This is a genomic window from Paenibacillus sp. V4I3, assembly GCF_030817215.1.
In the GTDB taxonomy this organism is placed as follows: domain Bacteria; phylum Bacillota; class Bacilli; order Paenibacillales; family NBRC-103111; genus Paenibacillus_E.
Genome location: NZ_JAUSZA010000001.1, coordinates 3,602,026 through 3,623,806, shown reverse-complemented (window position 1 = coordinate 3,623,806; position 21,781 = coordinate 3,602,026). Strand labels below are relative to the sequence as shown.

Below are 21,781 nucleotides of genomic sequence, written 5' to 3'. Positions count from 1 at the left end.
AACGAATGGAAAAAAGGACCTGGAAATACCAAGTCCCACATAACTAGTCCAAACAATGCCTACTCTTCCTTTGTCATGTCTGCGTACCAAGAAAAATACGAACCTACCGCATCGTTTTTGCGGATCAGTTTCTTTGTTCTATCCTTAACCTCTTCCGCATTGATGTATAAGCGTGCGCACCCCGTATCCATGGCTGCTTGAGCAACGGCAGCAGCCACATTGGAAGCAATCATCGGTTCAAACGGATGCGGAATCACATAATCCCGGTTCAACTTATGCGCTGGAACCAGACCGGCAATGGCGTATACAGCGGCTAGTTTCATTGCCTCATTAATCTCTCTAGCACGCACATCCAGTACGCCGCGAAAAATGCCCGGAAACGCCAACACATTGTTGATTTGGTTGGGAAAATCAGAGCGACCCGTCCCAACGATCGCAGCTCCGGCGGCTTTCGCTTCCTCCGGCATAATTTCCGGTACCGGATTAGCCATTGCAAATATGATGGAATCACGGTTCATGGAGCTGACCATTTCTTTCATAAGAGCCCCTGCTGCAGAAACACCAATGAAAACATCGGCTCCTCTCACTGCATCGGCGAGCTTACCTGTTAGCTTATCTTTATTCGTCATCCGTGCGATTTCCTGCTTGAATGGATTCATGCCTTCTTATCTTTCTTCATGAATAATGCCCTTCGTATCGCATACGATGATATCCTTAGCACCCATATGTACCAAAAGCTTCATGGCCGCTATACCGGCTGCGCCTGCCCCATTAATAACCACACGAATTTGGTCCATCGTTTTGTCGACTAACTGGAGAGCATTGATTAATCCTGCCGCAATGACAATAGCCGTACCATGCTGATCATCATGGAAAACAGGAATGGCACATTCCTTTTTCAACCTCTCTTCAATTTCAAAACAATCCGGGGCTGCGATGTCTTCAAAATTAATTCCGCCGAACGAAGGTGAAAGCTGCTTGACCGTCTCAATCACTTTCTCTTTATCCATGGTATCTAAACAGATCGGAATCGCATCGACACCGGCAAATACCTTGAAAAGCAAAGCCTTTCCCTCCATCACAGGCATAGCCGCATGCGGACCGATATTTCCTAAACCGAGCACAGCCGTTCCATTGGTAACGACGGCAACCAGGTTTCCTTTCATCGTATAATCGTATACTTTATCTTTTTCAATAAAAATCTCTTTACAAGGCTCTGCAACTCCCGGGGAGTAGGCAAGGCTCAAATCACGGACAGTGCCTACCGGAACCTTGGCAAGAACCTCCAGCTTTCCGGTATACTTTTTATGCATGTGAAGAGCATCTTCACGTAAATTGTTCATGATTCATCACCTTCCAAGGCATTTTGATCCGAGCATAGATTAGATCCACCCACGCCATTTTATCGCTTCGACCATTCGCTTTAAACCAACGATATAGGCCGCCAATCTCATGTCTACTTGCTTTTGCAAGGATAACTGATAGACGTTATAAAACGATTTTTTCAATATTTGTTGAAGCTTTTCATTCACTTCTTCTTCATTCCAATAATATCCTTGATTGTTTTGGACCCATTCAAAGTAAGAAACGATCACCCCGCCCGAGCTGGCAAGCACGTCTGGAACGATCAAAACGCCTTTATCCGTCAAAATTTCAGTCGCCTTCAAGGTCGTCGGTCCGTTGGCCGCTTCCACCAAAATCTTTGCCTTAATGTCGGGCGCATTCTCTTCTGTGATCTGGTTTTCAATCGCTGCCGGTACTAAGATATCACAGTCTTGGATTAACAGCTCTTGGTTCGAGATGGCATTCGGGAACAAATTCGTCACCGTTCCGAAAGAATCACGTCGATCTAATAAATACTGCACGTCCAAGCCTTCAGGATCGTAAAGAGCCCCTTGAGCATCCGAAATGCCTACCACTTTGGCTCCAGCCTCGTGAAGGAACTGAGCAAGAAAGCTGCCTGCATTGCCAAAGCCTTGGATAATGACTCGCGCGCCCTCAATCGGAATCCCTGCGACATGAGCTGCTTCTCTAAGCAAAAGCACCACGCCCATGGCGGTAGACGATTCTCTTCCAATCGATCCGCCCAAGACGAGCGGCTTGCCGGTAATAAAACCTGGCGAATCGAATTCCCGGATCCGGCTGTATTCATCCATCATCCACGCCATGATTTGTGAATTCGTGAACACGTCCGGCGCTGGAATATCCTTGGTCGGCCCGACAAGCTGGCTGATTGCCCGTACGTAACCACGGCTTAACCGTTCCAGCTCGCCGAAGGACAGCGTACGCGGGTCGCACTGGATCCCGCCTTTGCCTCCGCCATAAGGCAGATCGGCAATGCCGCATTTAATGGTCATCCACATGGAAAGAGCCTTTACTTCATCTTCGGTGACCCCGGGATGGAAGCGAATCCCGCCCTTGGTCGGTCCGACCGCATCATTATGCTGCGCACGGTACCCTGTGAATACCTTCACGGACCCGTCGTCCATTTTCACAGGAATGCGTACGGTTAGCAATCGAAGCGGTTCCTTTAGCAATTCGTATAAGGATTCCGCGCATCCCATTTTATCGAGAGCAGCTTGGATAACAAACTGCGTTCTGCTCAAAACATTCAAGCTTTCCGCTTGCATAGGCTTCTCTTTTACTTCCGTCGGAGCTTCCATGATGATCCCCCTCGAGTCTTCGTACAGACTGTAACCATTTAATGAATCCGTTTTCCGTCTGAGACTACCATTTTTCCTTGCTTGAATACGGAATGAACATGGTTGATCCCAAAGTGATAAGGCAGATAGGCTAAGTTATCAGCGTTGAAAATAACCAGATCTGCCTGTTTGCCCGCTTCCAAACTGCCTATTATATCCGCTTTTCCGATCGCGTGTGCCGCATTGATGGTCACAGCCGTAAGAACTTCCTCCGGTGTCATCCCTAAATTCAGGCAGGCCAGCGTCATAACGAGCTGCATAGATTCCGTTGGCGAACTTCCCGGATTATAATCCGTGGATAAAGCTACGGGGAGTCCTATTTCAATCATCCTACGCGCACGGGCGTGATGCTTCAGCCTTAAATTAAAAGAAGTAGCCGGCAAACAGACGGCAATGACGCCAGCCAGCTGCATCGCTTCCAATCCTTCATCTGATGCTGCAATCAAATGTTCGGCAGAGATGCAGCCCAGTTTGCCGGCAAGCTGCGCGCCGCCCATCGGCTCAATTTCGTCCGCATGGATCTTCAAGCCGAAGCCCATCGCTTTTGCGGCCAGCAGGATTTGCTCCGATTCTTCCACGGAAAATACGCCATGCTCGCAAAACACATCGCAAAATTCAGCAAGTCCCTGACGTTTCACTTCGGGGAGCATTTCTTCAATGATAAGCTGAACGAATTCTTGAGAGCGCCCCTTATATTCTTCTGGCACCATATGAGCACCCATGAATGTAGACACCAAATCAACTGGATGTTCCTGATTGAGTTTGCGAGTAACCCTGAGCTGCTTAAGCTCATCCTCCAGAGTTAGACCATATCCGCTCTTAGCTTCTGCTGTGGTAACCCCATAAGAAAGCATCGTATCCAAGCTTTTTTTAGCCTTTACGTACAACTCTTCTTCCGAAGCCTGACGGGTTGAACGAACTGTGCTGAGAATACCGCCGCCTTGAGCTAAAATTTCTAAATAGGAAGCGCCTTGCAGCTTTAAGGCTAGTTCATTCTCGCGAGAGCCGCCATGTACCAAATGGGTATGAGGATCAATAAGTCCAGGGGTAACAAGCCTACCCTCCGCATCGTGCTTATGTGTTACCGGCATTTCACCGATTTGAGCCAAAACTTCTTCTTCCGACCCCGCTGCAACAATGATACCGTCTCTGATTGCCACAGCTCCCATTCGAGCTGCCGCGACCTCAGACATTTCACCGCCTCTGCGCGCTTCCAGAGTTCCTTGCATCGTAATTAGCGTACCAATGTTATGGATCAGCAGGTCAATTCGATTGTTGTCCATCGTTTCTCCCCCTCGAAATACAGCAAGCCCGTTCGGGCTTGCTGCGAGTTATCAGTCATTCTTTTATATATTCAGAAACAATTAGATGCCCATCATCGGTACGCGAACGCCGCGTTCCTTCGCCGTTTCAATGGCAATGTCATACCCGGCATCAGCGTGACGGATGACGCCCATGCCAGGGTCCGTGTTCAAGACGCGGGCTAATCTTTCGTCCGCTTCTTTGGAACCGTCCGCAACTACAACCATACCTGCGTGCAGGGAGTAGCCCATGCCTACGCCGCCGCCATGATGGACGGAAACCCAGCTCGCGCCGGATGCCGTATTCACAAGGGCGTTCAAGATGGCCCAGTCGCCAACAACATCGCTGCCGTCCTTCATGGACTCGGTCTCACGGTTAGGCGAAGCCACGGAACCGCAATCCAGGTGATCACGTCCGATAACGATCGGCGCGGATAATTCTCCATTGCGCACCATTTCGTTAATAGCCAGCCCCATCTTAGCCCGTTCCCCGTACCCCAACCAGCAAATACGAGCAGGCAAACCTTGGAACGCGACTTTTTCTCTTGCCAATTCGATCCATTTACGCAGATGCGCATTTTCTGGGAACAGTTTCAAGGCAAGTTCATCGGTTTTATAGATATCCTCCGGATTACCGGACAATGCCGCCCAACGGAACGGTCCTTTCCCTTCGCAGAAGAGCGGACGAATGTAAGCCGGAACAAATCCAGGGAAGTTAAAGGCATCCTTAACTCCTTCATCAAGAGCCACTTGGCGGATGTTGTTGCCGTAATCAAATACGGTTGACCCCAATTTTTGAAGATCAAGCATCGCCTGAACATGGGCAGCCATCGATTTCTTGGATAGCTTCACATACTGCTTCGGATCGTTTTTACGCAAGTCAGCCGCGGCTTCCAATGAATAACCGACCGGCACATAGCCGTTAAGCGGATCGTGGGCCGAGGTTTGATCGGTTACGAAATCAGGTACAATTCCCCGTTTCACAAATTCTGCGAAAACCTCTGCAGCGTTTCCTACTAGCCCAATAGCGAGCGCTTTCCCCTCAGCTTTCGCATCGTTCGCAAGCTTCAGCGCGTCATCCAGATTGTAAACCATGACATCACAATAACGAGTGTCGATTCTGCGTTGAATACGGGTCGGATCTACGTCTACACCGATGACCACGCCATCGTTCATTGTTACAGCCAGAGGTTGAGCGCCGCCCATACCGCCAAGTCCTGCCGTTAATGTCAGGGTACCTCTTAAAGTACCTCCCGAATGCTGCCTAGCTGCCTCAGCGAAAGTCTCATAGGTTCCTTGCAAAATGCCTTGCGTACCGATATAAATCCAGCTGCCAGCCGTCATTTGGCCGTACATCATAAGACCCTGTTTATCGAGTTCATGGAACGTCTCCCAGTTGGCATAGGCCGGAACAATGACCGAGTTGGAGATGAGAACCCGCGGCGCATGCGCATGCGTTCTGAATACGCCAACCGGTTTCCCGGATTGTACAAGCAGCGTTTCATCCGCTTCCAGGTTCGTTAGACATTCTACGATCTTGTCATAAGACTCCCAGTTCCGCGCAGCCTTGCCGATTCCGCCATAGACGACGAGATCTTCCGGACGTTCGGCTACGTCAGGGTCCAGATTGTTCATCAACATACGCAGGACAGCTTCCTGCTGCCAACCTTTTGCCGTTAGCTTCGTTCCGTGTGCTGCTCGAATCGTACGTTTGACTGTTTGTTCCATGAATAGTCACTCCTCTATGTTGTGTTCGAATTAGTTTCTTTTCATATATCCCGTCAAGAAAGTCAAGATGACATGCAAGGCGGTCCTGACCGTCGCTCTGCGGGGATCTTGCATGGGATCCACACAAACAATATCAAAGCCTCGTACCTTAGGATGCTGTCCTAATAAGAATACCGCTTCCAACAACTGCCACGAGGTCATTCCTGCTGGAACGAGCGCTGGCACACCTGGCGCATATGCTTGATCCAGTACATCCATGTCAACGGTTACATAAATAGCATCCGTCCCGTCACCGGCAACCTCCAGCGCCTTTTCCACCAAAGCTTCGATTCCTTCTTTGGCTACCTGACGCGCCGTATACTGGGTAATTCCTTGCGTCAAGGCGTATTCATGATACGCTCTTGAATTGGCGAAGCTGTGAAGTCCGATCTGCGCAATATGGCGGCCTTCAACCGTGCCCGATTCGATCAACCCGCGGATTGGCGTTCCGTTGGAAGGACCTCCATCCTCCAGATTCCGGACATCCATGTGGGAGTCAAGCTGAACGATCCCCACCTTTCCACCGACATGATGCTTAAAGGCTTTCACAGAGGGGCACGTAATGGAATGATCGCCGCCTGCAATAATCGGGAACAGATGAGGCATGGCTGCATAAATGTTCTTCAGCCCTTGTTCGATATTGGCATGACAGCGCAGCAGATCCGTCACATGCATCTGAATATCACCAAGATCATGCGCCTGCAAATCCTGCAAATCGACACCGTGGTCGATACTGTACGTCGTGACATTTGCAAATAATTCCCGCAAGGCATTCGGTGTCATCGAAGCGCCTGAAATACTGATTGACGTCTTAGAAAGCGGAACGCCGATGAAACCGACTTGGACTTCTTCCTCGCCTTCCCAAGGGGTCAACCACTGAGATACCTTGGTCTCGAATCGATCCCGCCAATTGGAGTTTCGTACGAATTCTGGCGGATTCAGCAGTTCAATTTGTCTCAAATCTGCTTCCCTCCTGTAGGTTGATGAAACAAAGTTTGTTTGTTTCTATGACTACATCATACTGAAAAAAACGGCATCTGAATCTAGCCGAATTTGCGGAAAGGTAGCACGATATTACGGTTTAACCAGGAACTGAACACTCCGATGAAAACGCTTAAAAGCCAACCCCTGAGCGGATTGGCTTAAAGAATTTATTGCTATAACACTAGCACTGGGCTGATGACCGATAGTCCGTCGGGCTACACCCCATAATCATTTTAAATTTCCTTGCAAAATAGTTCGCATCCTGAAAACCGACTCGCGCGGCAATCTCCTGCATGGTTAATTCCGTTTTCTCTAACAAATAAACAGCCTTCTCAATACGAACTTTATTTAGAAAGTCGACAAAGCTTACACCCGCTTCTTTTTTAAATACATGGGCAAAATAATGGGTACTCAAGTAACAATGCTGGGCAATTTCTTTTAATAACATTTTGTCTTGATGATGCTCTCTTATATATACAATGGCGGATCGAACAATGGGAGATACCTCTAAGGCATGATCGTCCGATACTTGCTTGGCTAGCTTCCTCCAGTATGCGCACAGCTTTTTAACAAATTTGTCATATCGAATGGTACTGTACAAGTCTTGAAGCATTCTCGCATTTTCAGATAAAATTTCAGAAGCATTACCGCCCAAATCGACAACCATTCTTGACAAAGAGAGTACTAGATCATAGGCTTCTGACTTAAATAGATCAATATTATGCTTATACGATCGGGAAAGACTTTCTAATAACTCGACTAAATAAACAATCGAGCCTTCTTCATCCCCGATCCGGACACGTGACAGCAATTCGATTTTCTCTTCGTGGGTCACCGGCTTTGCCCGTTCTTCCTGAATGCTTCTTTGTCCTTCATATTGAAAAATCATCCGGTTTCCTTGAAAGAAACGGTCGATCAATGATTCTTTGGCTTCGCTGTAGGAAAGATGAAGCTTGTAAGGATCTTCGTAATAGGTGCCTATCCCGGCTGAAACGGAAAAGTCCTTCGCATCTACGAAGTTTTGAATTTTCCGGACCATCCCATACGTAACTTGCTTATAGGACGGCTCGATGGGTTGAACAGATTGGAGTTCCAATAATACGGCTAGTACGCCTTCTCCTACCCATACCCATAGGAATGGCAAGGTGATACTCTCAAAAATGGCTTCCACCAGCACCTGCCCGATCTCAATACTCCATTGCAATGACTTGTCCAAAGCCAAATCGGTATAACGGTCTATGGACAAAACGATAACGACTTGGGGCCGCGGTTTGATGCCAAGCCGCTCACGCATTTCTTCAAAATCCGCTTCATGGATTAACGTCCCGGAAATGAGAAGTTGCGAAAAGGCAGCTTGGGCCGTATCCAATTTCATTGCTAATCACCTCCCCCTATTTTAAAAAAGGAAGCCGTTTCGCTCCTAAACTTCAGAGAAAACTGCTTCCATGTTATTTTATTCTATCTCACCTATCATGTCTTCAACAACCTTTACGATGTCGCCTTCATGAATTTGAAGATAGATCGTTACGATGTCCGGATAGAGAAATCGGTCTTCCTCCACCGTCGGCACTTTCGATCGGATCAGATTATATACTTCCGCAATAACCGGAGAAGGATTCAACGGACGATGAAAATCAAGAGCTTGTACGGCCGTCATCAATTCAATCGCCAAAATATACGTTAGTTTCTTCGAAATTTGATAGGCTTTCCTTGAGGCCACATATGCGAAACTGACAACATCCTCTTGATTGGCACAAGTGGGAACATTATCTACGGAGGCTGGATGAGAAAGAATCCTTATCTCTCCTAGCAGTCCTACAGCCGTATATTGCGGGATCATATATCCACTGTTTAATCCTGGATTCTTCACTAAAAAACTAGGCAGTTCACTTAGGTGATAATTCACTAATCGGTCAATTCTTCTCTCAGCTATTTTTGCCAGATTAGCCATAGCTATACACATGATATCTGCCTGGATACCGACATAGGTACCGTCAAAATTGCCACCCATTAGGGCAATTCCGTCATTGTCATCGGGATAAATAACCGGATTATCGCTTACAGAATTAAGCTCATTATTGATTGTAAAGGCAGCATCTTTCAGATTTTTCTTGGAAGCTCCATGTACTTGAGGAATGCATCGTAAGCTTAACGCATCCTGCAAACGATAGTTTTTATAGGTTTCGGCAATTTCACTGCCTTTTAGGATTCGGATTATATTTTGGGCCGTCTTAGCCTGTTCCTCATGTTTTTTTAAGGAATGGAGTCTTGGATCGAAGGCGTGAATCGTTCCTTTCAAAGCTTCAAGTGACATTGCGCCAGCAATATCCGCTGTTTTTGCCGCTTGAATAGCATTATATAGGGTTAGAATGGCCATTGCAGTAACAGAGGACGTCCCGCTGGTCAGGGCCAATCCTTCTTTACAGCTAAAAGTGGTCGGTTTTAATCCTGCTCTTTCAAGCGCCTCACTGCCAGAGATGAGTTCTTCGTTGTACCATGCTTTGCCCTCCCCAATAAGCACCAAAGCCATATGAGCTTCCGGAGAAAGATAACCAACGGATCCATCGCCTGGAGCAAAGGGGGTGATTCCTTGATTCAAAAGCGATGCTACAAGCTCTAGCAGCTCCAAGCGAACCCCGGAATAACCATGACCCAAATGAATGAGAATCATCAGTTGAATGGCTCTTACAACTTCTTTCTCCAGAGGTTCCCCTACGGAAACGGCGTGCGATCTAACAATGTTGCGCTGCAGGGTTTCGGCATCTTCGGTTGATATGATCTCTGTCACATTGCTTCCGAAGCCAGTCGTTACGCCATAAATGATACGGTTTTCGTTTAAAAACTTCTCGATAAGATGTCTGGATTGTTTGACGCGATCGCAATAGCTTTGAGAAAATGACACTTTTGCCCCATAACGGGCCACTGCTACAAATTCGGAAATAGAGATCGGATGTTCGCCAAGAATCACTTTATTTATGTCTTTGGGATGAATGGGAGCATCAGAAATTTTCATGAAAAACATCTCCTTTAAAACCAATACCTACTATGCAATAGTTGTCGGTTAAATATGCATACAAGAGATGTCTGAAAGACATCTCTTGTAAAGTTTGATTAATGATAATGGTTGGAATCATCTAAAGCAAGTGATTTCGTCTCCGGCGCCCAAGCGATAGAAACGATTGTTCCGATTAGCAGAACTGCGCTCATACCAATCATAGATGGGGTCAATCCCATAGAACTAACACTTACCGGTAAAAGAAAAGTTCCGATTGCCGAACCGATTCGGCTTATTGCGGTAACAACACCAACACCAGAACCCCGGATTTCGGTGGGAAAGAGCTCGGCTGGATATACTAAGGTAAGATTTGAAGCGGCTGACATGACAAAGGTAAATAAGCAAAATATCGAAATTGCCACGATATGTGAACCTGCTGGTAAAAGAGTAAGCGCAAGCAAGGAGACTGTAAGAACTATAAACGTGCTAATCGTATAGCTTCTACGTGAATATTTCTCTGTCAACCACAGACCGGCGATCGAACCGACAAGCAGGAATAGATTCAGGATGGTGTCCATAAAGAACGTCTCTTCAAATCCCATTTTAGCTAAAATATCCGGTAGGAACGTATAAATTGCGAAGTAGGGAATCACTTGACATACATAAAAGAGACCGCCAAATGCCGTACGCTTCCAAAGCTGTTTTTTGAAAAGATCTTGAAAGCTGTATATTTTTTTTGTAGGATCCAAAATTGGTTCTTCAATTTCCGCTTGGGGACCGATGTGCTTCTTAACGATTTCCCTAGCTTCCTCTACACGCCCCTTGCTGATGAGCCATCTAGGTGATTCAGGTGTTCCAATCCGAAGCAGGAGGACGATAACCGCTGGAATGGCTGCACTTGCAAGCATCCACCGCCAGGAATCTGGGCCGGTCTTTAGCAGATAATAACCGACAAGGTTGGATACGACATATCCGACGGTCCACATGACATTTAAGAAAGAAAGTAAAAAACCTCGATGTTTTCTAGGTGCGAACTCAGCAAGAAAAGTCGATCCAATTGCATAATCCCCACCTAGAGCAAACCCAATCAATATACGCAAGATGAAAAGAATTGTGGGATCTTGTACAAAAAATTGCAAGAACGATGCTATTGCAATGACTACGAAGTTGGCAAGGAAGATTTTCTGTCTACCTATACGGTCGGATAATCCCCCGAGAAGTAGACTGCCGAAAAAGAGTCCGATCAACGCTGAACTCCCTATTAATCCACTCCAAATCGGGCTAAGGTTCATTTGAGGACCAATCAAAGTCAGAGCCATACCTATAATACCAAGTGCATACCCATCAGAAAAATTAGATCCAAACGTAAGTGCTGTAATTTTTAGATGAAACTTATTGAGTGGAGCGTCATCAATCTTATAAGGTTTCATGGATAGTTGTACGGACATAGCAGTAACCCCCGTTTATGAAAATCGATTTTAAATTTCTTGACTAAGTCCCAAGGAGGTAAGTAACCTCTTATAAACATGAATAAATGCTGCATCTTTTCCTGCTATTTTATCAGGTTAAGAGTCCATGCGCCCCCTCCACAATGTCAATTAACTTAACAATAAATGAATCGAATCATCAAATTGAATATCTATGTTAAGTTTATTAACATAAGAATACCTTCAAAACAGATTGATGAAACTAAACAATATTGCCAAACACTAGCACGATTTTGCTTTCCAATTTAGAATCAGATTGATCCGATCATTTTTGAATGTTACTAATAAAGTGATACATTCCATTCCTTTTCTTAGTTTCAAAGCACTTTAAAGCGTTTTCAAATTTCAAATATTCCTTTGAGATACGCTGCTGTAAACAAATTATAATCGCTCATTATGGATTACGCTCTAGATAATAATTCGGATCACTAGCACAATATTGCTGGAAAGAAGTGCAGCCATAATTCATTCAGCATACCCAATTTCACAATAAAAATAACCATTCAGCAGTAGCTGAATGGTTATTTTTATTGTCAAATTCAGATCATTCTCTTATTCATCGGGATGAAAGCATGAATTACTGCACGTTCACATCATCAAAATAAACTGTTCCTGTATTACCTGTCCACCAATCACCCATGGAGATTTGATTGAAATTAGTCACTCCAGTAGGTGATGAAACAAGTACGCCATCGACGAACATATCTACTTTCGTTCCCGAAGTGTAGTCCCATTTCAATTCATGCCATCTTGTTGTTCGAGTTACGGAAGTCGCCGTATAAGTGCTGCCAACACGCGTCACGTATTTGGTGGTCGATGTTGGGGTATTGACTCCTAGACCCCTCCACTGCGTGCCATCACTCCAAATCGTATTATCCACTTTGGCCATTGTTTGCATGGACATATCAGCAGCAGCATCATTGAACCAAAGGGATATGACTTTATTATCACTTGTACTAAAGGTATGCGATATGACATCCTCGTCTTGATTAATTACATAGCTATTACTTCCGGAATGAGCCTGGGTTGTGCTTGCCGAGCCCGTTCCTTTGGCACTCGACCAGTTTCCAAAACCACTTTCAAACCCTTCAACAAATGGATTGGTGATGCTAATATCGTCAAAATAAACCGTACCTGTGTTGCTAGACCACCAGTCACCCATGGAGATTTGATTGAAGTTAGTCACTCCAGTAGGTGATGAAACAAGTACGCCATCGACATACATATCCACTTTCGTTCCCGACGTGTAATCCCACTTGAGTTCATGCCACCCAGTAGATCTAGTAACAGACGTTGCGGTATACGTACCGCCCACTCGTGTTACATATTTGGTTGTGGAAGTTGGTGTATTCACGCCTAAACCTCTCCACCCCGTACCGTCGCTCCAAATAGTGTTATCCACCTTGGCCATCGTTTGCATGGACGTGTCACTGGCATCATCATAAGCCCACAGCGATACGATTTTGTTATTGGTAGTGCTGAACGAATGCGAAATCACATCTGTGTCTTCATTGATAACATAGCTGTAGCTGCCGGCATGAGCTTGTGCGGTACTAATAGACGCTGTTCCTTTATTCGTATTCCAATTCGTTAATCCACTTTCAAATCCGTCAAAGATTAAGTCGTTGTACAACTGAGCAGCTTCATTCGAATTCCCACTGATCAAACTAGCCGAAGTTCTGGACTTCACCACGTAATAATAAGTGGTTCCCGGAGTACCTGTTGTGTCACTGCAGGTGGTCGATGTTACTGCGCTACACACAGCCGTTGTGTATGGACCGCCTTGCACAGTTGAACGCCATACATCGTAATTCGCGGCATTAATCACATTTTGCCAGGACAAGTTAACTTGGGATCCTGAGAATGAAGTCGTCAAACCGACAGGTGTGACTGGATAAGGGAAGTCTGCTTTAATGCCAATATTCGCATAATCCATTAGAGAATCATTAAATCCTGCTTGCCAGCTTACATTGGTAAGCGTATGACCGCTTGAGGAGTTCAAACGGTAAGGCGCTCCCTGGGTATTGCTTATTTTAATATTACTGAATACTTGACCTGAAGTTTCATTGTCCATAAAGATGCCGTTCGGGGCAATATCTTGCATGGATGGATGAGCATACACATGATCAATGGTCACTTGATTCACTGTGTTAGCAGCTGCACTACGACCCCAGGAATAGATGGAAGCCGTATCTCCACTGTCTTGATTTGTGTTAGAAATCTTTAAATATTTCATCACATTGTTTTTTAAATAAATATTTGTTGTGGCGATGCCCAAATAAGTGTCAAAGGCAACTGCATAACGGGGAGAATTGTAGATTTCACTGTAAGAAACCTCGTTACTTCCGCTGTTCATCAAATATACGCCACTACCATTACCGACCAATTCACCTACATCATGAATGACATTGTTCGTTATAAGGTTATTTTTGCTTACATCGCCTTCACCCGGGTACTTACCTTCAAGAATAACGCCCGAATGACCGGCATGCTCGATTAAGTTTCCACTGACGGTGTTATTCTGGTTGTAAAACAGCATGTATACAGCCGAATAACCGGAATTAGAGAAGTGCGAGTTGGTAATCGCGATATGGTCGGTATTTTGCAATAGCAGCATCCCTGTACGGTGTTGCGGCATCGTCATCTGCCTGTCATACTGCGGAAACGTGTGGCCTTCTCCAGAATCGCCGTCATGTGGCCAAGCATGTCTGTACCAGTCCGTAAAATCGGTGTCCTGGAAGCTTAGGCCATCCAATTGAACGTGATGAACACGACTGCTTTCCGAAGCGCCTTGAAGGGAAATGATGCTCTTTACTTTAGGTGCGATGATGGTTTGCTGCGTGATGGATCCGTCTTTTGACCAATAGTATAAATAACCGGACGTCGTATCCAGATGGAACTCACCGGGCTGATCAAGAAGAGCCAGAGCTCCCTGGATCACATATCTCGAGTTGGCTCTATTCAAATAGCGAGTGGATTGAGATAATGAAATTTGTCTAGTCGAGGTGTTGATGGAACTGATTGGAACCGCGTCTGTGAACCATGCAGCAGGACCAAGTGACCAGACGAACAACTGTGCATCTGTCAAATCCCAGCCTGTTGGATCAAGGTCTCCTGCTTTATACTGTAGAACCGTAAAGGAATTGCTATTTTCACTATAAAGATATGGTGCTTTCGCAGTGATATAGTTAGCATCGGGGGTGTAATTGGGGTAACGTGCTTTTATTGCTCTTGTGCCATTCTCGTATAGGGTGTCGAACCTCCAGCCTGTTCCCACATAGGCTTTATAGATGTTGCCTGAATGCTGCGACCAGCCTGTTATAGGTTGACCTCCGATGAACTGGGCGCTGCCTACCGCATCTTTATTTTTGTAGATGATGTTGAACCCGTTTGAACCGGAATCTGCATCTGTGAATTGAATCGTACTGGAGACATAATAGTCCCCTGCAGCTACGTTCACGACAATATCGCCCGTCATGTTCGTATTCAGACTGTTTGTGCGGATATAATCTCGGGCTTTCTCAATAGTTGCCCAAGGGTTCCCAGATGATCCGTCACCTGTTATGTCGTTGCCTATTGTTGAAACATAGAACGTATCTTGCACAGCAGCGTGTGCTGTTTGAATCGGAGCTAAACCGACGAATAAGGAACAGATGATCAAACAAATTAAACTAACCAATCCCACCATTCTTGTAACCGCTTTCTTTTTGAGCCGAAAGTTTTGTACTAACGTGGATGTCATTGTCAATCCTCCTTAGTTACTAACAAACTAAATAATAGCAATTCCTTTTTTGCTTAGTTTCAAATACAGCCGTGCTTAAGTTCCCTCCTATCCTTCATATATATCTTTAATTTTATGAAACAGTGGTCTATATGAATAGGGAGACAAAATAAAGATATGGACATTAAATTGATTTTCTCGACAATAAATATGACACCAACAAAAACTAGAAAAAGCAAAAGCCATAGGCTCCTGCTACTGAAAGCTATTGAGTTACTATTTTAGCAGAAAATTTGCATCTCTAAGCAAATAGGCTGCCGCTTCATTTGAAATATGAATGCCTTTTTGCGCCTCTACTTCATTTATGAAGCTGTTCAAGTTACCTTTTTCCAATTTTTTCAGTAAGCTATTGGTAATTCCTCCATTATCGATCCAGTTGTTACCGCTGAAGCGAGTTACCAATGCTTTTAAGGAATCTACATTGGTGACGTTCTCGAATGTCAACATCACACTTTGCGTATTCCCAGCCAGGTCATCCGACGTTAGTGTAATCGTATGTGTGCCAAGCGCTAACGAATAGAGTGGAATCGTTGTCGCTTGCACAGTCTGGCCATCCAGCGTAAAGATTGTCTTACTGTTATCCACGCCAGACAATTCATCGGTAACGTTATATTGCAGCGTTAGATCACCAGAATCGCTGTAGCTGTTGCCATTAGCAGGTGAAGAAATGGTAATATTCGGCGAATGTGTATCTAAGTTGATCGCGATGTTCAGTGCTGTTTCCATGTTCCCCACGCTGTCAACTGATCGATACATAAAGTTAAAGCTGCCGTCTTGATTTATGGTTACCGGTGACTGGTAAGTTTGCCAGTTAGCCCCTCCGTCAACGCTGTATTCCGTTTTGGCTACGCCTGACAAATGATCTTCCGCTGCGATGCTTACTGTCACCTCGTGTACATACCACCCGTTTTCACCGTCAGGTTGTGCCGCTGTCACTGCTGCTGTAATGACAGGTCCACTCCTATCGATTTTAATTATTGTTGTTTTCTCAGGTTCCGGATTGCCTGCAGCATCGATGCTATAGTATTTGAGCTCATTCACGCCTTCTTCATCAATTTGAACTGTATTTCCTTCTGCAAACGGACTACCGTTTAGGCTGTACAAGGTTTTCGCAACCCCACTACCTTCATCCGCTGCCGATAACAGGATCGTTTGTGCATCATGATGCCAACCGCTCTGCCCGTCATCCGTCGTCACAGGAGGAATAATATCCAAAATGCGAACTGTCACTGTGGCGACATCTGAATTAACAAAACCATCGTTTGCGATAAAACTAAATGTATCAGTGCCGATCACACCAGCGTTTGGCGTATACGTAAACGCTCCAGTTGACGGATTCGTAATCACTGCCGTTCCTAGTGTGCCATTGCTTACGATGCTGTAAGTCAACGGATCTCCATTTGCATCGCTTGCAGATAAAGTGCCGCTAATAGCACTATTTTGCGGAGTCGTCAATTCCGAGTTTACGCCTACAGGCTTAATATTGGCATCTTTGATACTGATATCATCAAAATACACGGTGTTCGGATTTCCAGACCAAAAATCTCCAATCCTTATCTTGTTGAAACTAGTCAGACCAGTTACGCCTGCCTGCGGTGTTATTAATATGCCATCGATATACATATCAAGTTTCGTACCTGAGGTATAGTCCCACTTGAACTCATGCCAGCCTAGACTTCTATTTACGGTTGTGGCCGTAATTGCACCACCAAGTCGCAATGAATATTTCGTTGTCGAAGTTGGGGTATTGACCATGATCGCCCGATTCGTTACACCATCATCTACAAACGCTGCCGTTTGCATGTTCGTCTTGTTGAGATTGTCATAAAACCACATCGTAACCACTTTATTATAGCTAGTATTGAAAATTTGAGTCATGTTATCAACATCTTCATTGACGATATAGCTGTTGCTGTCAGAATGCTTAACTGCTGTAGAGGTCGATTTAGAACCTGCTGATGCTACCCAGTTATCCAATCCGTTTTCAAAGCCCTCAAATGCGTTTAAGGATTGATAAACAGGAGCAGGGGTCGTATTCTCTGCCAAACCAAACTCATCCACATAACCTCTCAATCCGCCGCCACCTGTTTTAGTTGCATATATGGTAGCACTGGTACTGTTTTGCCCTGTTGTAAAGGAAAAATTGTCAGGACGACTTCCTGCACCGACAACGTTATTGCCAGCATTTATGGTACTTTTACTTAATGTCTTTGGAGTACCACTGTCATCAAATCCGCTAGCTCCCAATACAAGGCTGTCCGTAGCAGGATTAGGGTTAGAATTAAATAATGTAAAGTCACCGAAATAACAAGTGATAGCCGTCGCTGGATTGGTGTTAGAAAATACCAAATAAACGTCATGCGTCCCTGCTACCGAAGAAAGCGGTATACTTTTTCTATAGAACCATTGACCATTTTGCGCTGTGTCTAAGTTCATTGCGTCCGTGGCAACTAGAGTACCCGTAGTAGGGCTATCAATATACATTTTAATTGTACCGGTACTGGAATTAGCGACTGTACCAAAGTACACTGAGTTGTACAGCGCAGGAGACCCAAAATTAATTTGATTGAATTTTAGGGTAGTCGTCGTTCCCGGAATGATGTAACTATTCATTGAACGGTATTTCGTATTCGTAACAGGTGTGCTTGCGGCGGTATCCATGGTGCTTGCCACAACCTGTTGTCCCATTACCTTACCCCAAACACTAACGTTATAAGTGGTGTTTGGTTTCAGCCCTGTAACCGTCTGGGAAATCTTATCGCCATCGTTCAGGACAACACCATAAGAACCATCTCTTATTAAACCGCTGGTTCTAAAATCCCATCCGTTTTGTGTTACGATTTGAGGAGAGCCGGTGGTAGTCCAACCACTCATATCACCAGTAGGGAAACCGCCATTTACAAGCAATTGCTTGTAAGGAATATTATGAAGCTGGAAAGTTGGATTGATATTGGCAGCATTGGCTAAGTCGCTTCCAGCTTTCCATGTCACTCCGGGCTGAATAGCGCCCATGACAGGGTAAGTGGAAGTGAATCCGTCAGTAACACCGGGTAACGCAACACTACGGTAGTTGTTCGGGTTCTGCAAAGCAAAATTGTTGCCAGCAGCATTTACAAATATAGGAGCAAGAGCTGCACTAGTACCTATGGTATTAAATTGTTCAAAGGAGCCACCTGAGGTCTGAGAGTTGTAAGTATTTGCCGCAAAAATATTGCCGACGACCGTGGTTCCGAAAGAGCCTGTTCCATCGTAGGCAGCACCCCAGCTGCTAAGACTAGTAGGGCAATTGTATACCGTATTATTTAACAATATCATACGTTCATTGGGGGTGTTGATTAGGAAACCCACGCTAACGTTATAAACGATGTTGTTATAAACCGCGGCATTGAAGGACACATTATCGAAATAAATGCCTTCACCTGCAGTATCATGCACGGTATTGTGGTGGATCTCCGAGCTGCCAAAATCGCTGTTTGAGACGTAAAACACACCGCCGTCATAGGAAATCTTCATACAATCATGTATGTCATTGTACTCGAATATTGAACTTCTGAAAAAACCGCCAATGGCAGCACGTCCTCCGTTGTACACACTGTTATGACTAATCAGATGATTGTAGCCATTAACGTTTATACCGTCGGCATAAAGTCCATAACGATTAAAATCGTGAATGTCATTATTAATCACATTGTTATCATGGCCTTTGACAATGATCCCAAATCCATACATATTTTTAATTTCACAATCGCGAACAGTGTTGTGGTCGCCATCCAATGTAAAGCCAGAAACAAAACCACCCAAAGTTGTATTAGCAGCAAAAGGTTGATTAGTGGAATCGACCATTTCAATGGTAGCGCCCTTGAATGTGTTGGAGCTGGAATTCGCAAAGTTGATACCGGCAGCACGTACATTAATTCCACTGATGGTAATACCTGTACGACCGGATAAGTTAAAAACATACTCTCTGCTCTTCGCCTCAATAGTCCCAGTATTTGGATCCGCTCCACCTGGTACAGATACATACAAAGTTTGGTTTTCAACATCCTTGTACCATACTGCTGTAGGTACGTCACTTACCGGATTTGCCACATCATGAATCAATGCATTATAAGAGTTAGTGATATAAAAACCAAAACCTGGATTGCCGCTTTGTGGATAGTAACCGGAAGCAGTGTAAGGCCACTCAACCTGCAAGGTATTTCCGGTGTTACCCGTAATCTTTCCGGTGTATACCGCGAATCCATTATTTACCGAGGAAACAAGCAAAGCCCCTTGCAAATCATTTGCTATTGTAGTTGGCACGGTGTACGAGCTACTAACCGCAACGCTGTTAAATTGTAAATTAGCTCCTCCGTTTGTTGCAACAGGACTGCTAGGATTTGATGTATATTTTGCGTACTTTGTCTTGTCAAACATCTTACTGTCCGGGATGTTAGGCCATCTTGCCGGACTCAACGATGTGGTATTCCCACTGGCATCCGTATAATAGACAATATTGCCATAACCGTTATTGTAATCCCAACCCATAGGTGCCGAATAGATGGCAGCATTTGTTGCTGTGGGCGTCCATCCAGTGACCAAATCACCTCCGGACAAGGTAACTTTGTTACCATTGTAGTTCTGAAACGTCACCCCATCACTTTTAGGTATGACTGTTTCATGGTAAACACCGGCCATAATTTTGACTATGTCGCCAGAAACCGCAATATCGGCAGCTTTTTGGATCGTCTTAAAAGCTGTCAATGCGGACTTCCCATCGTTAGAGTCGTTTCCGTGTGTACCATCAACATAGATGTTTGTAGCCGTCGATGCAAAAGTTTTTGACGGTATCGATAAAACTGGTGTGCAAATCATTAGCAACGCTAATACCAGTGCAATCCACTTGTAAGTCTTAGTTTCACTTGCCTTAAGCATAGTTTTACCTCCTGTTAGCACTTTGTAAGCGTTATCATATTCTTAAAAAAATCACGATCCTGCCGTGCTTAATTCCCTATATCCATCATTTAATCAGTATATTTGGGGGAATAATTTATTTAATAGACATATATAAAAAGAAGTCATTGCTTGTTTTGATAGCAAGCAATGGCTTCTTTCTTTAAAAGACTTTACTTCGAATTATTTTTTAGTTTTCAAGAATTCATCAACTTGTTTTTGAAGTTCAGCTGTTACTTTGTCTGAACCTGCTTTTTTCATTTTGTCCATAAATTCCTTATACTTGGCATCTGAGTCAGGAACTGCTCCTGATTCTAGGATAAGCGCTGAAGGAGCACCTGCGTACTCTTTAACAACTGCCTGAACCTGTGCAAGATCTGTTTTAATTGGATCAAGATTAGGTTTAAAACCAAGTAATGGAGAAACGACTGCGCCAGCATTTGTATCCTTCCAAATTTGCGTGAAATTGGTTGGATCGGCCTGAGTTTCGAAACTATTTGCCGTATTCCCTAGAGCATATTTAAATGCGCCATATTTAGCGTCCGCAGTACCTGAACCTTGGTAACCGATTGTTTCAATTTTATTGTCGGAAATTTTCTTATAATGCTTGCCTTCGATCCCCCAAACAAGCAGGTTATACAAATCTTTGCCCTTCGCAGTATTTAATAAATTAAGAAGCTGCATAGCGCGTTCTGGATTTTTGGATGTTCTGCTAATGGCAAGGTTAGTAGCATCAGATAACGCGGAAATGACATACTTCTCTTCCATTGGAATTACCTGAACTGGGAATCCCCATCTTGTGCTTTCCGCCTTCGATTGATCTTCAATGCTACCAATCATGGAGTGGAACCAAGCAATGTTTCCGTCCGGCTTGCCTTCATCTTGACGTTGATTTTGCAAGCTCAAAATATCTTTGCGGATGTAACCTTTGGCATACCAATCCGTCATTGTTTTGATAAACAATTGCTCTTTGTCAGTTTCGAACTGATTGACAACCTTTAAGCTTTTCGGGTCTTTATAATCACCAGTTAAAATATAGTTAGGCAATGTAGTAATAAAATTGTGGTTATACATAGACCAAAGTACATTCGGACTAAACCCTTTGCGTAATTGGTTGTTCGCCTTCAATTTCTCCAGGTAGCCTTCGATAACAGCAAATGACTCCTTGGATACTGGGCCATACTTGTAGAAGGTATCTTGCGCTACTTTCGGATCAATGTATCCTTTATCAATAAACTCTTTTGGTACACGCATGGTTGGACGGCTATCTACAGCTTGTTGATAGCCTGGAATCGCATACAATTTTCCGTTAACGCGAGCGCGATCCAATACCCAAGCTGGAACTTCTTTCTTGATTTCAGGCGCGTATTTATCAACTAATGCATCCAACTCTACATAAGATCCTTTGTTGACTTCACCTGGATAATCCAATAAGTAGCCTGTCCATGCAATGTCAATCGGCTCTGAAGTTGCTGCCATTAATTTCCACTTGTTAGCAAATTCAGTACTCAGTACTGCTTCGAATTCTACCTTTGTATTAGGTAATAACGTTGCCAATTTCTTATTAAACTCATCCCAAACTTCTTGAGAATCTGCTTGCTTTCCTGGACCCATCGTTACAAACTTCAGTGTAACTGGCTTTGCTGTTTCCGTTGTTGCTGTAGCTTTTACATCAGTGCTTGTGCTTGGTTTGGGTGATTCTGTTTTACCACAAGCGGATAAGATTAACGCTGTAGCCATACTTAGAATAATCGTTTTGCTGAACACACTTTTAAGCGTTTTCATTTTTCTTTTTTCCCCTTTCAATCTGCTTGAATATTATATTATACAGT

The 21,781-nt window shown here is 44.5% G+C and carries 10 protein-coding genes and 1 pseudogene; all 11 read right to left on the bottom strand.

Annotated elements, in window-relative coordinates; all coding sequences use genetic code 11:
• Nucleotides 1-59 precede the first annotated feature (59 nt).
• The 11 genes and pseudogenes from QFZ77_RS16620 to QFZ77_RS16570 all read right to left on the bottom strand — a co-directional run bounded on the left by QFZ77_RS16620 (nt 60) and on the right by QFZ77_RS16570 (nt 21,734).
• Nucleotides 60-1,343 (bottom strand): annotated as a pseudogene (locus QFZ77_RS16620) (NAD(P)-dependent malic enzyme).
• Between the two features lie 39 nt (nt 1,344-1,382).
• Nucleotides 1,383-2,663: a Glu/Leu/Phe/Val family dehydrogenase gene (locus tag QFZ77_RS16615; protein ID WP_307441135.1), complete on the bottom strand. Its 1,281-nt coding sequence runs from the start codon at nt 2,661-2,663 to the stop codon at nt 1,383-1,385.
• A 38-nt stretch (nt 2,664-2,701) separates the two neighbouring features.
• Nucleotides 2,702-3,985, bottom strand: coding sequence for an imidazolonepropionase (gene hutI, locus QFZ77_RS16610; RefSeq protein WP_307441134.1), 1,284 nt, complete (start codon nt 3,983-3,985; stop codon nt 2,702-2,704).
• Between the two features lie 81 nt (nt 3,986-4,066).
• Nucleotides 4,067-5,731 carry a urocanate hydratase gene (gene hutU / locus QFZ77_RS16605; protein WP_307441132.1) on the bottom strand — a complete coding sequence of 555 codons (1,665 nt, stop codon included), beginning with the start codon at nt 5,729-5,731 and terminating at the stop codon, nt 4,067-4,069.
• 30 nt (nt 5,732-5,761) lie between these two features.
• Nucleotides 5,762-6,730 (bottom strand): agmatinase family protein, encoded by a 969-nt coding sequence (locus tag QFZ77_RS16600; RefSeq protein ID WP_307441131.1) that lies wholly within the window; start codon nt 6,728-6,730, stop codon nt 5,762-5,764.
• Between the two features lie 205 nt (nt 6,731-6,935).
• On the bottom strand, nt 6,936-8,129 hold the full coding sequence (locus tag QFZ77_RS16595; RefSeq protein WP_307441130.1) for a helix-turn-helix domain-containing protein: 1,194 nt from the start codon (nt 8,127-8,129) through the stop codon (nt 6,936-6,938).
• A 78-nt stretch (nt 8,130-8,207) separates the two neighbouring features.
• The gene (gene hutH / locus QFZ77_RS16590; RefSeq protein WP_307441129.1) at nt 8,208-9,767 is read right to left on the bottom strand and encodes a histidine ammonia-lyase; all 1,560 of its coding nucleotides are present in this window, start codon (nt 9,765-9,767) and stop codon (nt 8,208-8,210) included.
• A gap of 98 nt (nt 9,768-9,865) precedes the next feature.
• The gene (locus QFZ77_RS16585; RefSeq protein WP_307441128.1) at nt 9,866-11,197 is read right to left on the bottom strand and encodes an MFS transporter; all 1,332 of its coding nucleotides are present in this window, start codon (nt 11,195-11,197) and stop codon (nt 9,866-9,868) included.
• Between the two features lie 616 nt (nt 11,198-11,813).
• The gene (locus QFZ77_RS16580; RefSeq protein WP_307441127.1) at nt 11,814-14,978 is read right to left on the bottom strand and encodes a right-handed parallel beta-helix repeat-containing protein; all 3,165 of its coding nucleotides are present in this window, start codon (nt 14,976-14,978) and stop codon (nt 11,814-11,816) included.
• 255 nt (nt 14,979-15,233) lie between these two features.
• Nucleotides 15,234-19,931 (bottom strand): OmpL47-type beta-barrel domain-containing protein, encoded by a 4,698-nt coding sequence (locus QFZ77_RS16575; RefSeq protein ID WP_307441125.1) that lies wholly within the window; start codon nt 19,929-19,931, stop codon nt 15,234-15,236.
• Nucleotides 19,932-20,132: 201 nt separating this feature from the next.
• Nucleotides 20,133-21,734 carry an ABC transporter substrate-binding protein gene (locus QFZ77_RS16570; protein ID WP_307441123.1) on the bottom strand — a complete coding sequence of 534 codons (1,602 nt, stop codon included), beginning with the start codon at nt 21,732-21,734 and terminating at the stop codon, nt 20,133-20,135.
• Between the last annotated feature and the right edge of the window lie 47 nt (nt 21,735-21,781).